The following is a 12,827-nucleotide window of genomic DNA, read 5'->3' as shown; positions in this document are numbered from 1 at the left end:
CGTTCAGAGACAACGACATCACGAATCAATTATTTTTCCATACAAATCAACTAGTTAAACAGTTGGCACGATTCCCGCAATCCCGTCTCCACCAACAAAAACAAGATTCACCAAGGAGACACCCCGATGAGCGTGATCATCGCCCTGGCAGCCCTGGCGCTGCTGATGCTGGCTGCCTACCGTGGCTACAGCGTCATTCTGTTTGCCCCCATCGCCGCCCTCGGTGCGGTACTGCTCACCGACCCGTCCGCCGTCGCACCCGCCTTCACCGGGGTGTTCATGGAAAAGATGGTCGGCTTCATCAAACTGTATTTCCCGGTATTCCTGCTCGGCGCGGTGTTCGGCAAGCTGATCGAGCTGTCCGGTTTCTCCCGTTCCATCGTCGCCGCGGCCATTCGCCTGCTCGGCACGCGCCAGGCGATGCTGGTGATCGTGCTGGTCTGCGCCCTGCTCACCTACGGCGGCGTGTCGCTGTTCGTGGTGGTGTTCGCGGTCTATCCGTTCGCCGCCGAGATGTTCCGCCAGAGCAATATCCCCAAGCGCCTGATCCCGGCAACCATTGCCCTCGGCGCGTTTTCCTTCACCATGGACGCCCTGCCCGGCACCCCGCAGATCCAGAACATCATCCCCAGCACCTTCTTCAACACCACCGCCTGGGCGGCGCCGTGGCTGGGGCTGATCGGCACCCTGTTCGTCTTCTGCAGCGGCATGCTCTACCTGCAGCGCCAGCGCAACAAGGCCCTGCGCGCGGGTGAAGGCTATGGCAGCGAGCTGCGCAACGAGCCGGAAACCGCCGATGACCTGCAACTGCCCAACCCGCTGCTGGCCCTGTCGCCGCTGCTGCTGGTGGGGGTCATGAACCTGCTGTTCACCCACTGGATCCCCGAGTGGTACGGCAAGAGCCACAGCCTGCAACTGCCGGGCATGAGCGCACCGGTGCAGACCGATATCGCCAAGCTGACGGCCATCTGGGCGGTGGAGGCGGCGCTGCTGCTGGGCATCCTGCTGGTGCTGGTCAGCGGCTTCAAGGCCATCAGGAGTCGTCTCGCCGACGGCAGCCGGGCGGCGGTCAGCGGCGCCCTGCTGGCGGCGATGAATACCGCCTCGGAGTACGGCTTCGGCGCGGTGATCGCCTCGCTGCCGGGCTTCCTGGTGCTGGCCGACGCCCTGCGCGCGATTCCCAATCCGCTGGTCAACGAAGCGATCACCGTGACCCTGCTGGCCGGCATCACCGGCTCCGCCTCCGGCGGCATGAGCATCGCCCTGGCGGCCATGTCCGACAGTTTCATCGCCGCCGCCAACGCGGCCAATATCCCGCTGGAGGTGCTGCACCGGGTGGCCGCCATGGCCAGCGGCGGCATGGACACCCTGCCGCACAACGGCGCGGTGATCACCCTGCTGGCGGTCACCGGGCTGACCCACCGCGAGGCCTACAAGGACATTTTCGGCATTACCCTGATCAAGACCCTGGCGGTGTTCGTCGTGATCGCCACTTTCTACGCCACCGGCATCGTTTGAGGATCGACCCATGAAGCTCTCCGGAAAAACCGCACTGGTCACCGGCTCCACCAGCGGCATCGGCCTGGGCATTGCCCGGGTCCTGGCCGAGGCTGGCGCCGATATCCTGCTCAATGGTTTCGGCGACCCGGCCGCGGCGCTGGCCGATGTCGGCCAGTTCGGCACCAGGGTCCGTCACCATCCTGCCGACCTGGGCGATCTCGCCCAGCTGGAGGCGCTGTTCGCCTTTGCCCAGCGGGAGTTCGGCGGCGTCGATATCCTGGTCAACAACGCGGGGATCCAGCATGTGGCACCGGTGGACGAATTCCCGGTGGAGCGCTGGGACGCGATCATCGCGGTCAACCTCTCCGCAGTCTTCCACTGCACCCGCCTGGCCCTGCCGGGCATGCGTGAACGGGGCTGGGGGCGGATCGTCAACGTTGCCTCGGTGCATGGCCAGGTGGGCTCGCTGGGCAAGGCGGCGTATGTCGCGGCCAAGCATGGGGTGATCGGGCTGACCAAGGTGGTCGGGCTGGAGACCGCCACCAGCGCGATCACCTGCAACGCCATCTGCCCGGGCTGGGTGCTGACGCCGCTGGTGCAGAAACAGATCGACGATCGCGCGGCCAGCGGGGTCGATCCGCAGCAGGCGCAACATGACCTGCTGGCGGAGAAGCAGCCCTCGCTGGCATTCGTCACGCCGGAGCATCTCGGGGAGTTGACGCTGTTCCTGTGCAGCGAGGCCGGCAGCCAGGTGCGCGGCGCGGCCTGGAATGTGGATGGCGGCTGGCTGGCCCAGTAGGAGCGGGCTTGTCGTGTGACGAACCACTGCGAAGGACCGCAACGCGGTCCCGGTTCCCGATTCGAGGTCAGCCCCAGCGACCGCTGCGCGCCCGTTCGCGGGCAAGCCACGCTCCTACGCGGTGATATCGCCCATGGTCCGCGCAAGACCGCGGAGGAGCGGGAGGCTAGACTCACCTCATTGACAGACCAAAAGAGAACATCGGCATGAACCCAGTGCTCTGGCGCCCGGACGCGGCGCGTATTCAGGCCAGCCGGATGGATCGCTTCCGGCGCGAAATCAATCAACGCCACGGCCTCGACCTGGCCGACTACGGCGACCTGCACCGCTGGAGCATCGAGCAGCGCCCGGCCTTCTGGCAGGCCGTGGCCGAGGCCTTCGATGTGCGCTGGCAGCAGCCCGCCCGCGCGGTCCTGGAAGAAGGCCCGCACATGCCCGACGCCCGCTGGTTCCCCGGTGCCACGCTGAACTTCGCCGAACACCTGCTGCGTCGGCGCGATGACGCCACCGCCCTGGTTTCGATTCGCGAAGACGGCCAGCGCACCACCCTCAGCTTCGCTGAGCTCGCCGCCCAGGTCGCCGGCCTGCAACGGGCGTTCGCCGCCGCCGGCATCGGCGTCGGCGATCGCGTCGCCGCGTGCATGCCCAACACCTGGCACACCGTGGTGGCGATGCTCGCCGCCACCAGCCTGGGCGCGATCTGGTCCAGTTCCTCGCCGGAGTTCGGCACCCAGGGCATCGTCGAGCGCTTCGGCCAGATCGAACCGAAGCTGCTGCTGGTCTGCGCCGGTTACCAGTACGCCGGCAAATCCCTGTCCCAGGTGGACAAGCTCAACCAGGTGCTGGCCGCCCTGCCCGCGCTGGAACAACTGCTGGTGGTGCCCTACAGCCAGACAGACATCCGCCTGGACGCCTTCCACACCCAGGCTCGCGTCAGCCTCTGGGACGACTTCCACGGAAAAGGCGGAGAACCGCGTTTCGTCGCCCTTCCCTTCGATCACCCGCTGTACATCCTCTATTCCAGCGGCACCACCGGCGTGCCCAAGTGCATCGTCCACAGCGCCGGCGGCGTGCTCCTGCAGCACCTCAAGGAACATGGCCTGCACAACGACCTCAACGACAGCGACTGCCTGTTCTACTACACCACCTGCGGCTGGATGATGTGGAACTGGCTGGTCAGCGGCCTGGCCCTGGGCGCGACCCTGGTGCTGTACGACGGCTCGCCGTTCCATCCCGGCCCCGAGCGCCTGCCGGACCTGATCGACGCCGAGGGCATCAGCGTGTTCGGCACTAGCGCCAAGTACCTCGCGGCGCTGGAACAGGCCGGCCTGCAGCCGCGCCACAGCCATCGCCTCACGCACCTGCGCCTGTTGCTGTCCACCGGCTCGCCGCTGTCGCCGCACAGCTACGACTATGTCTATCGCGAGGTGAAGAGCGATGTCTGCCTGGCGTCGATGTCCGGCGGCACCGATATCGTGTCCTGCTTCGTCCTCGGCAGCCCGACCCTGCCGGTGCGCCGTGGCGAGATCCAGTGCAAGGGCCTGGGCATGGCCGTGGAAGTCTGGAACGACCAGGGCCAGGCCGTGCTGGAGGAAAAAGGCGAGCTGGTCTGCGCCCGGCATTTCCCGGCGATCCCCCTGGGTTTCTGGCATGACCCGGACGGCGAGCGCTTCAAGGCCGCCTATTTCAGCCAGTTTCCCGGTGTGTGGTGCCAGGGCGACTACGCCGAGGAGTTCCGCGACGGCGGCCTGGCGATTCATGGTCGTTCCGATGCGGTGCTCAACCCGGGCGGCGTGCGCATCGGCACAGCGGAAATCTACCGCCAAGTGGAAAAGATCGAGCAGGTCGTGGACAGCGTAGCCATCGGTCAGCAGTGGCAGCACGACGTGCGCGTGGTGCTGTTCGTCCGCCTGGCCGACGGCGTGCAACTGGACGACGCCCTGCAGGCGCGGATCCGCAAGGTCATCCGCGACAACACCAGCGCCCGCCATGTGCCGGCGGTGATCGTCCAGGTCGCGGACATCCCGCGGACCATCAGCGGCAAGATCGTCGAACTGGCGGTGCGCAACGTGGTGCATGGCCTGCCGGTGAAAAACACCGATGCCCTGGCCAATCCGCAGGCACTGGAGCATTTTCGTGACCGCATCGAGCTGCGCGATCAGGCATAATCGCCGGTTTTTACCGGCATCTCCGAGGCACCCGCATCATGAAAGCACAGGCCCGTCACATCCTGGTCAAGACCTCCGAGGAGGCCGAACAGCTCAAGCAGCGCATCGCCAAGGGCGAGGCCTTCGACGTCCTGGCGAAGAAGCACTCGATCTGCCCGTCGGGCAAACGCGGCGGCGACCTGGGCGAGATACGCCCGGGGCAGATGGTCGGCGCGATCGATCAGGTGATCTTCAAGAAACCGCTGCGCACGGTGCATGGGCCGATCAAGAGCAAGTTCGGCTATCACCTGGTGCAGACGTTCTATCGGGACTGAGGCGTTGCGCTAGCTGGCATCGCGCAGCGGCACCACCACCTGCCTGTCCAGCAGGTCGCAGCGCATGCGGCTCACCAGGCTGGCGATGGCGCGGTTGCTGTCCAGTTGTTCGGGGCGAATGCCGGTGACCTGCAGGTCGTAGTGAGGGGAGCCGCGATTGAACAACTGCACGGTCAGTGATTGATCCGCTGCCAGGGTGCAGCGGCAGCGAACGGGCAAGAAACTCTTCTCGATGATATCGCGCAGTTCCAGCGTGGATAGCATTTCCATGTCTCCCGGCAGTTGAAGGACCGCAGCTCCGTGCTTGCGGTGCGTTGACAATCGTAGGCTAACGGATTGGATCCGGTCAGATTATTTCCCGATAAGGCGAAGGGATTACTGTATCGATGGTTTATCATCGGGCCCCGGATCAGGCCATGGGCCATGATCCGCGATTCAAGGAGCGAAAAGAGCCGTCATGGGCAAAGCGACACAAAACGCGCGACTGCGGGCACTGATCCAGAGCGTGGAGAACGCCATCGGTGCGGACAGCGACAAGGAGCAACTGCTGGCCGCGGTACAGCAGGTCCGCGACTTCAAAGAACCACTGCAGTTCGACAACGCCACCCCGAAGACCTTCGGCCTGGGCAGCCTTGCCATCATCGCCGCGGCCATCGCCTTCGGCCAGTGGGCGCCGTTCGAGGCCAAGGCCTGGCTCACGCGGTTCTTCGCCATGGACTATGGCGAGGCATTGAGCCTGGTGGGCCTGGTCGCGCTGGTGGTGATGATCGCCAGCTTCGTCTTCATGCGCGTGCGCTCGAACCGACTGCGCAAGGTTTCCGAGGAAATCGCCGGTTATTCGTCCTGGCTCACCCTCGACCTCAGAGGCATCTCCACGCCCCGGGACGTCCTGCTGCAACGCCTGTCCAGCGACTTTGGCGACTATGCCCGCGGCAACTACAGCCGCGAGATCACCTATGCCGTGCAGTCGGTCCATCCCGGTGCGGTGCATGAACTGCCCTACGCCTATTACCAGTTGCACTACGTCGACAAACGCATCGTCACCACCACCGAGTCCGACGGCAAAGGTGGCACCCGCACGGTGACCCGGACCGTCTACGACCATTACGACCGCTACAGCCTGGTCATCGACTTCCCCTGGGTCGAAGGCGTCACCGCCCGCACCACCGGCGGGCGCAACCTGGACTTCGAACACCGTCACGAAACCGCCTCCAGCGAATTCAACAAGGCCTTCACCCTGAGCGGTGGCAGCCGCATGGCCTGCGCCAGGTTCGCCAAGCCGGTCACCGTGCTGCACCTGTTGAACATGCACAAGCAATTGCACGAGATGAACCTGGAGTTCTCCTGGAATGGCCAGTTGTGCATGAGTTTCGAGAACAGCACCCTGCTGAAATTCGACATGCACTGCGACCTGTCGACGCCGGATGAATTCCATGCCTGGATCGACGAAGGCGTGCGCCTGCCCCGCCTGGAAAATGCCCTGGCCCTGGTCCACACCCTGGCCGAACAGCACGACGACAACTTCAACCTGCCGAGCACGGCTGCCCATCAAAAGGAACATTGAGCCATGAGTTCTACCCTGATCACCCTGCTGGTCATCGCCGCCGTTCTCGCGATCGTGGTGATTTCCCTCTACAACTCGATCATCGGCGGCGCCAACCGGGCCCAGCGCGCCTGGTCCGACGTGCTCACCTACGAGCGGCAGAAAACCCGCGTGCTCGATGCCCTGCAGGAGCAGGTCGGCAGCTACAGGGAATATGAACAGCAGATCCTCACCGACATCACCCGCCTGCGCAGCGCCATCCACGGCCTGCCCGACCAGGCCAACGGCCAGTCGTTGCTGGGCGCGCAGCAGGCCACGCGGGAACTGCTCAACGACCTGCGCGTGGTGTTCGAGGCCTACCCGGACCTGAAAGCCGCCGAGGTGGTCAACAACCTGATGCGCGAGATCGCCGAACAGCAGGAGAACGTCGGCGCCGCGGTGGTGATCTTCAACGGCGAGGTGGAGCGCTTCAACAACACGATCCAGATGTTCCCCGGATCGCTGGTCAACGGGATGCTGAACAAGAAGAGCGCGATCGTGCCGTTCTCGGATTCGGAAGCTTCGCGGAGTTTCGAGTACAAGCCGAATTTCTGATGACACCTCATGTTTAAGCAGCGAGACATGCCAAAGTCAATTTATGGAGAAAACCGATGGCATTGATTCCTGGTGAAAAACTGGTTGAGCGGCTCTGGGAAACCATTGCCGAGAAGGGAATAGGAGCCCTACTCAAGCCAGGTCAAATCAAACGAGAAGGGCTAGCCCAGCTCCAAATCGAAAGAGCAAAAAGCCTGATAGAAGCTCAAACCTCTAGAGATGTAGACTCTATAAAGAATGGACAGCGTAATGCGTCTGATTTTTCGCTAGACGTCGGATTCCGTGCTATCGGCGACGCTTACAAAGCGGCTCGAATTGAACCAGTGATTACTGATAGCGAGCTTGAAGCAGCTATCGAACGACAGAGTATAAAGGAGTCGATGCGCAGGGAAATAAATGCAACCAAGGCAATTCTTATAGCTGACGAGCAGTTACGAGCAGATGAAGCTGTCCCCCCAACTGAGAAAGTTGAGGAAGACTGGCTGCATCGCTGGAAAAACTGCGCTTCAGAAGTCTCGGCAGACGAACTCCAAGGTCTCTGGGGGAAAATTTTGGCAGGAGAAGTAAAGAAACCAGGAACTTACACTTTGCGCTGCCTTGAGTTCATTCGAAACATCTCCCAAACTGAGGCCAAGCTCATTGAGAAAATGTGCGCATTCGCCATATCCAATGGCTATATCTGGCGACCTGATAGCGGACTCAGAAAATATGGATTGGAGTTCGACGAGCTACTTGATCTGCAAGAGCTTGGAATTGTAACCGGCATAGAAGGCATGATGCATTTTACGGTCGCCATTCCACAGGGAGCAAAAGATAGGTGGCAGAGCGTAATAGTCAATCATGAAAAATGCTTGATCGCCTATATACCCACAGAGAAAACTTCTTACCAAATCCCCGTTTACCCCATTACAAACCTCGGGCGACAACTTCTTGGTCTAAGTAAATTCTCGAGCACAGCTTTGTATATAAATGACTTTGGCTCATGGCTCAAGTCCCAAGGCATGGACGTAATCATTGGAGATGTCATCAAAAACGACAACACCGGCATCAGCTGGATAAACGGAACACCAATTTAAGCACCCCAAAAACAATATAGCTCTAAAAGCAAAAAACGAGACCGTCACAAATATATCAACAAAACCCGAGAATACCACCCATCAAAAAACCCATCTTAAGCCAATTAAATATTCAAGATCGCTTTCCAAGACCCGGCCCTTTTCCCTGAAAAGGGAGGCACCCTCGGGCTTCGGAGTTTTCCAAGCGCTCATAGGTAGTTTCACTATTTGTTTTTCGGCTGTTACTTTTTGTTTTTTCCTCATAGCCCTTAGAAGCCGATCACCTGCCATTCGATTTAAGATCGCCAATCCCAAGGCATCTTCGAAGGTTAAGCCCTCGGCCTCCATCAACTCTACAGCTCGCTTCCGCAACACGGCAGATCTATATCAGGAGTTTTTCCCCATCCCTTTTGCTCCATTACCAGTTGAGGACGATTAAAAGCAGGACAGAAAATCGACTCAATGAAAGTACTCTTAGCTCATCATTAAACAGATCTTTAAGCCTTGCGCGCCGCCAGCAACCCCAGCCCCGCCAGGCTCAACAACCCCGCGCTGACCCGATTGAACAGGCGGCGCGGCCCAGGCTGGTCGAACCAGCGCTGCAGGTACGCGCCCAGCCACGCATAGATGGCGATGGCAAACCACTCCAGCAGCAGGAACATCACCCCCAGCCAGAGAAACTGTTCGCCGACCGGTACCGCACTGTTCATCACCACGAACTGCGGCAGGAACGCGGTGAAGATCAGGATGGCCTTGGGATTGCCCGCCGCGACGAAAAACTCCTGCCGCGCCAGGCGCAATACCCCGCCCTTGCGCTCGCCAACCACCCCACCCTGCCCGACCGGCGCGCGCCACAGTTGCCAGGCGATATAGAACAGGTAGAACGCGCCCAGCACCTTGATCGCCAGGAACAGGTATTCACTGGTATGCAGGACCACTGCCAGGCCAAGGGCGGCGAGGACGATCATCCCGGCGAAGGCGAACAGGCGGCCGATGCCGGCCACGCAGGCAGTGCGCAGGCCGTAGCGGCTGGCATTGTTCAGCGACAGCAGGTTGTTCGGGCCGGGCGCCATGTTGAGGGCGAAGCAGGCGGGAATGAACAGCGCGAGGGTGGACAGGTCCATGGCGGGCTCCTTGGGTAAGGGAGCAAGCTTCGGCGCTGCCGGCCGCTGGCGTCAAGCGCCGGGCGGCCGCGCCCTTGACCGGGTGATGGGGATGCCCCGCCTGACGTCAGGCATCGTGCCCCAGCCACGGCGGCAACGGCTCGAAACGCGCCTCGATCCACTGCTTGAACGCCAGCACCGTCGCGGCGGGAAAGCGTGCCGAGGGCCGCACCAGGTACACCCCGCCGGTAGGGTCCAGTTGCCATTCCGGCAGCACCCGGACCAGGCGTCCGGCGGCCAGGTCGCGACTCATCAGCCACTCCCCGGCGCCAAGGATGCCGGCATCGGCACGCGCGGCGGCGAGCAGGGATTCGCTGTCGTTGGCGGTGAGGCTGCCCTTGGGCGTAACACTGGCCTGTTGCTCGCCGGCATACAGGCGCCATTGCGGAAAGGACGCCAGACCGCTGAAGCGCAGGCAATTGTGCTCGCTCAAGTGCTGGGGCGTGCGCGGTACGCCGTGGCGCTGCAGATAAGCGGGCGAGGCACAGAGGATGCGCCGGTGATCGCAGAGCTTTTTCGCGATCAGGCGATTGTCGTCCAGTTCGCCGATGCGAATGGCGATATCGAAGCCCTCTTCGATGATGTCCACCAGGCGCTCGCTGTAGTCGGCGACGATGGACACCCGCGGATGGGCTTCGAGGAACGCCGGCAGCAGGGGGCCGATGCACAGCCGCCCCATCGCCGCCGGCAGGGCCAGGCGCAACACCCCGCGCACCTCGGCCGCGCCGGAAATGGCCTGCTGTTCGGCCTCGGCGATCATTCCCAGGGCCGCGCGCAGACGCTGCTCCAGTTTCTCGCCCACCGGGGTGACGCGCACCTGGCGGGTCGAGCGTTCGATCAGGCGCACGCCGAGGCGTTTTTCCATCGCCGCGACGCGCTTGGAAATCACCGTGGGGTGCCGCTCCAGCAGCCGCCCGGCGCCGACGAAGGAGCCCTGCGCGGCGACGGCGAGGAACGCGGCGATTTCATCGCTGTGGGGGTTGTCCAGCACATCGAGGTTCATGGCGTGAGAATGATCGCTCCCGAGGATTGTCCGGATTCCAGGTCGGCATGCGCCTGAGCTGCATCGGCCAGGGCGTAGCGGCCCCAGATGCGCGCGCTGATGATACCCGCGTCGAGCGCCGCCAGCACGTCGGCGGCACGCGCCTGGTATTCCTCGGCGGTGGCGGTGTGCGCGGCCAGCGACGGCCGGGTGACGAACAGCGAACCCTTGCTGTTCAGCGTGGCCATTTCCACCGCTGCCGGCGCGCCGCTGGAAGCGCCAAAGGACACCATCACCCCGCGCGGACGCAGGCTGTCCAGGGAAGCCTCGAAGGACACCCGGCCGATGGGGTCATACACGACATCCACCTTGCGGCCATCGGTGAGGCGGGAAACCTCCGCCGCCAGGGTCCGCGGATCGAATACCAGCACCTCGTCGCAACCCAGTGCGCGGGCCTTGTCCACGCTGGCCTGCCGCGACACCACGCCGATCACCCGCGCTCCCAGATGCCTGGCCCACGGCGCCATGAGCGAACCCAGCCCACCGGCCACGCCGTACATCAACACCGTCGTCCCCGGGCCGACCGGGTAAGTGGACTTGAGCAGGTACTGCGCGGTAATGCCCTTGAACAGCACCGCCGCCGCGTCCTGCGCCGACACCGAATCCGGCAGCCTGACCAGGCGCTCGGCGGGGAACACCCGGGCGCTGGCGTAAGCACCCAGCGGGCCGGTGGCATAGGCCACCCGATCACCCACCGCGACATTGCCGACGCCAGCGCCAATCCGCGCCACCCTCCCCGCGCCCTCCAGCCCCAACCCACCGGGCAGCGGCACCGGCACGGCGCCCTTGCGCTGGGAGACATCGAGGAAATTCACACCGATGGCCTCCTGCTCCAGCCAGACCTCGCCCGGGCCTGGCGCGATGCTGTCCACCGCCTGCAGTTTCAAGACCTCGGGAGCACCCGTCTGGCTGAACCGTATCGCATTCGTCATAACCGCTCTCCTCGCCGTTCGGGCGTGTCGTTGTGTCGATGGCGGCGAGTATGTGAACTGAAGCCTTGAGCAACAAGACAGCGGATGTGCAGTTCATTACTGCATCTGATGCAGCAATGTAAATGGCACTGTAGTACTTCTTTCCGTTGCACTGGCGAAAAGGTTTTGTTACTTGTCAGGCACTTGTCGCATTTTGGAGATGTTATGTCGTCATCGCCCGTCCACACGGAAGTTGCCTTCATCCCTACGCCCTGGGGCCGGCTGTTTGCCCGGCGCTGGTTTCCCGAACGGACCGACCCGGGCAAACCGGTGATCGTGCTGTTCCACGATTCCCTCGGCAGCGTCGAATTGTGGCGCGAGTTTCCCGCGCAGCTGTGCCAGCGCAGCGGCCTGGAGGTGGTGGCGTACGACCGGCCCGGTTTCGGCCAGTCGCAAGCCTGCGCGCAGCCGCTGCCATCGAGCTTCATCAGTGACGAGGCGCGGAAGGTCTTCCCGCTGCTGCGCGAAGCGCTGGGTATCGAACGTTTCATCGCCTTCGGCCACAGCGTCGGCGGCAGCATGGCCAGCGCCTGCGCGGCCCAACACGCCGAGGACTGCGTCGCCCTGATCAGCGAGGCGGCTCAAGCGTTCGTCGAACAGCGCACCCTGGACGGCATCCGCCTGGCCAAGGCGCAGTTCCAGGAGCCCGGACAGATGCAGCGTCTGCGGAAGTACCACGGCGACAAGGCGCAATGGGTGCTGGATGCCTGGACCGAAACCTGGCTGGCGCAAAGCTTCGCCGACTGGACCCTGGAACGCTGCGCGGGCCCGGTGCGCTGCCCCACCCTGGTCCTGCACGGCGATCTCGACGAATACGGCTCGCTGGCCCAGCCGGTACGCGTCGCAGGATTGGCGGCGGACAACGGGCGGATGGTGATCCTCGATGGCTGTCATCACGTACCGCACCGCGAAGATCCGCAGCGGGTACTGGATGAGGTCTGTACGTTCCTGGCGACGGTGGCCTAGGCGATTTCCAGGGTGGCCAGGTCAAGTAAGGTGAAATGCCCCTTCGACCAGCCACCGGTGTCGATATGCCAGACATTGCCCAGCACCCGCACCTCACGCACCGGGGTGTGCCCGACCAGCAGCGCGCGCAGCCCGTCGACTCCGCGTTCGTTCTCTTCCTTCAGGCGCAGGCGCGACCACTGGCAGACTTCCCGAACCTTTTCCGGCACCGGCGACGCCCGCAGCAACGGCAACAGATCGCCCCAGCGCGGCAGCGGACAGTCGGCGTGCAGCAGGCCGACCACGCCCTGCGCCGTCTCCACCTCCAGGGCCAGCGGCATCTGCGCGAAGCTCTCGGCGAAATGGGCCTGGCGCTGCTCGTCCAGATCGAGAAACCAGCCGCCACCGGCGGCACGGTACAGGGCATAGTCCAGCCACTCGCCACGGACATGGGAAACCGCCAGTGCTTCGTGATTGCCCTGCACCGCGTGGAACCAGGGCTGGGCCAGCCAGTCCAGCACCTCCTCGCATTCCGGACCGCGATCGACCAGGTCGCCGACGCTGAACAGACGGTCACGCCCGGGATCGAACCCCACCCGCTGCAGGGCCGCGCGCAGGCGGGAAAAATGCCCATGGACATCGCCGACCGCAAGGTCCCGACCCAGGGTGTTGCGCGTCACGTGGACGACATTGCTCATGACCTTGCTCCTGCTCTGCATCGCCGCTTCGCGGG

13 protein-coding genes are annotated in these 12,827 nt (G+C 63.4%); 8 read left to right on the top strand and 5 right to left on the bottom strand.

What is annotated here, in order from left to right; all coding sequences use genetic code 11:
* Positions 1 to 126 precede the first annotated feature (126 nt).
* The 4 genes from CHB99_RS05720 to CHB99_RS05705 all read left to right on the top strand — a co-directional run bounded on the left by CHB99_RS05720 (position 127) and on the right by CHB99_RS05705 (position 4,781).
* Complete coding sequence (locus CHB99_RS05720) at positions 127 to 1,518, top strand: GntP family permease (protein WP_042125153.1); 1,392 nt, start codon at positions 127 to 129, stop codon at positions 1,516 to 1,518.
* A 10-nt stretch (positions 1,519 to 1,528) separates the two neighbouring features.
* On the top strand, positions 1,529 to 2,299 hold the full coding sequence (gene hbdH / locus CHB99_RS05715) for a 3-hydroxybutyrate dehydrogenase (protein ID WP_042125152.1): 771 nt from the start codon (positions 1,529 to 1,531) through the stop codon (positions 2,297 to 2,299).
* Positions 2,300 to 2,505: 206 nt separating this feature from the next.
* Positions 2,506 to 4,467 carry an acetoacetate--CoA ligase gene (locus tag CHB99_RS05710; RefSeq protein ID WP_042125150.1) on the top strand — a complete coding sequence of 654 codons (1,962 nt, stop codon included), beginning with the start codon at positions 2,506 to 2,508 and terminating at the stop codon, positions 4,465 to 4,467.
* Positions 4,468 to 4,505: 38 nt separating this feature from the next.
* The gene (locus tag CHB99_RS05705) at positions 4,506 to 4,781 is read left to right on the top strand and encodes a peptidylprolyl isomerase (RefSeq protein WP_042125148.1); all 276 of its coding nucleotides are present in this window, start codon (positions 4,506 to 4,508) and stop codon (positions 4,779 to 4,781) included.
* Positions 4,782 to 4,790: 9 nt separating this feature from the next.
* Here CHB99_RS05705 and CHB99_RS05700 read toward each other — a convergent pair whose 3' ends face one another.
* A complete protein-coding gene (locus CHB99_RS05700; RefSeq protein WP_042125205.1) occupies positions 4,791 to 5,045 on the bottom strand; it encodes a DUF1652 domain-containing protein in 255 nt (84 codons plus the stop codon).
* Positions 5,046 to 5,238: 193 nt separating this feature from the next.
* On the opposite strand from CHB99_RS05700, the gene CHB99_RS05695 reads away from it, so the two are divergent.
* The 3 genes from CHB99_RS05695 to CHB99_RS05685 are packed head-to-tail and all read left to right on the top strand — an operon-like array spanning position 5,239 to position 7,994.
* Entirely contained in the window at positions 5,239 to 6,345 is a 1,107-nt protein-coding gene (locus tag CHB99_RS05695) for a hypothetical protein (RefSeq protein WP_042125146.1), read from the top strand.
* 3 nt (positions 6,346 to 6,348) lie between these two features.
* The gene (locus CHB99_RS05690; protein ID WP_042125144.1) at positions 6,349 to 6,918 is read left to right on the top strand and encodes a LemA family protein; all 570 of its coding nucleotides are present in this window, start codon (positions 6,349 to 6,351) and stop codon (positions 6,916 to 6,918) included.
* A 56-nt stretch (positions 6,919 to 6,974) separates the two neighbouring features.
* Complete coding sequence (locus tag CHB99_RS05685; protein WP_042125143.1) at positions 6,975 to 7,994, top strand: DUF2806 domain-containing protein; 1,020 nt, start codon at positions 6,975 to 6,977, stop codon at positions 7,992 to 7,994.
* Positions 7,995 to 8,470: 476 nt separating this feature from the next.
* Here CHB99_RS05685 and CHB99_RS05680 read toward each other — a convergent pair whose 3' ends face one another.
* From CHB99_RS05680 to CHB99_RS05670, 3 genes are all read right to left on the bottom strand, one after another.
* The gene (locus tag CHB99_RS05680; RefSeq protein ID WP_042125141.1) at positions 8,471 to 9,097 is read right to left on the bottom strand and encodes a LysE family translocator; all 627 of its coding nucleotides are present in this window, start codon (positions 9,095 to 9,097) and stop codon (positions 8,471 to 8,473) included.
* 106 nt (positions 9,098 to 9,203) lie between these two features.
* The gene (locus tag CHB99_RS05675; protein WP_042125139.1) at positions 9,204 to 10,139 is read right to left on the bottom strand and encodes a LysR family transcriptional regulator; all 936 of its coding nucleotides are present in this window, start codon (positions 10,137 to 10,139) and stop codon (positions 9,204 to 9,206) included.
* Complete coding sequence (locus CHB99_RS05670) at positions 10,136 to 11,110, bottom strand: quinone oxidoreductase family protein (protein WP_042125137.1); 975 nt, start codon at positions 11,108 to 11,110, stop codon at positions 10,136 to 10,138. Before CHB99_RS05670 ends, CHB99_RS05675 begins: the two co-directional genes overlap by 4 nt.
* Positions 11,111 to 11,314: 204 nt before the next feature.
* On the opposite strand from CHB99_RS05670, the gene CHB99_RS05665 reads away from it, so the two are divergent.
* Positions 11,315 to 12,115: an alpha/beta fold hydrolase gene (locus CHB99_RS05665; protein ID WP_042125134.1), complete on the top strand. Its 801-nt coding sequence runs from the start codon at positions 11,315 to 11,317 to the stop codon at positions 12,113 to 12,115.
* On the opposite strand, the gene CHB99_RS05660 is transcribed toward CHB99_RS05665, so the two are convergent.
* The gene (locus tag CHB99_RS05660) at positions 12,112 to 12,792 is read right to left on the bottom strand and encodes a metallophosphoesterase (RefSeq protein WP_042125132.1); all 681 of its coding nucleotides are present in this window, start codon (positions 12,790 to 12,792) and stop codon (positions 12,112 to 12,114) included. The genes CHB99_RS05665 and CHB99_RS05660 overlap by 4 nt on opposite strands.
* Positions 12,793 to 12,827 lie beyond the last annotated feature (35 nt).

The organism is Pseudomonas japonica (genome assembly GCF_900188455.1).
Classification (GTDB): Bacteria; Pseudomonadota; Gammaproteobacteria; order Pseudomonadales; family Pseudomonadaceae; genus Aquipseudomonas; species Aquipseudomonas japonica.
This window is presented reverse-complemented; position numbering and strand designations above follow the sequence as displayed.

Bases quoted from the DNA above. Each gene is read 5' to 3' on its own strand.
- CHB99_RS05720 (WP_042125153.1), top strand. From the start codon at position 127: ATGAGCGTGATCATCGCCCTGGCAGCCCTGGCGCTGCTGATGCTGGCT.
- hbdH (WP_042125152.1), top strand. From the start codon at position 1,529: ATGAAGCTCTCCGGAAAAACCGCACTGGTCACCGGCTCCACCAGCGGC.
- CHB99_RS05710 (WP_042125150.1), top strand. From the start codon at position 2,506: ATGAACCCAGTGCTCTGGCGCCCGGACGCGGCGCGTATTCAGGCCAGC.
- CHB99_RS05705 (WP_042125148.1), top strand. From the start codon at position 4,506: ATGAAAGCACAGGCCCGTCACATCCTGGTCAAGACCTCCGAGGAGGCC.
- CHB99_RS05700 (WP_042125205.1), bottom strand. From the start codon at position 5,045: ATGCTATCCACGCTGGAACTGCGCGATATCATCGAGAAGAGTTTCTTG.
- CHB99_RS05695 (WP_042125146.1), top strand. From the start codon at position 5,239: ATGGGCAAAGCGACACAAAACGCGCGACTGCGGGCACTGATCCAGAGC.
- CHB99_RS05690 (WP_042125144.1), top strand. From the start codon at position 6,349: ATGAGTTCTACCCTGATCACCCTGCTGGTCATCGCCGCCGTTCTCGCG.
- CHB99_RS05685 (WP_042125143.1), top strand. From the start codon at position 6,975: ATGGCATTGATTCCTGGTGAAAAACTGGTTGAGCGGCTCTGGGAAACC.
- CHB99_RS05680 (WP_042125141.1), bottom strand. From the start codon at position 9,097: ATGGACCTGTCCACCCTCGCGCTGTTCATTCCCGCCTGCTTCGCCCTC.
- CHB99_RS05675 (WP_042125139.1), bottom strand. From the start codon at position 10,139: ATGAACCTCGATGTGCTGGACAACCCCCACAGCGATGAAATCGCCGCG.
- CHB99_RS05670 (WP_042125137.1), bottom strand. From the start codon at position 11,110: ATGACGAATGCGATACGGTTCAGCCAGACGGGTGCTCCCGAGGTCTTG.
- CHB99_RS05665 (WP_042125134.1), top strand. From the start codon at position 11,315: ATGTCGTCATCGCCCGTCCACACGGAAGTTGCCTTCATCCCTACGCCC.
- CHB99_RS05660 (WP_042125132.1), bottom strand. From the start codon at position 12,792: ATGAGCAATGTCGTCCACGTGACGCGCAACACCCTGGGTCGGGACCTT.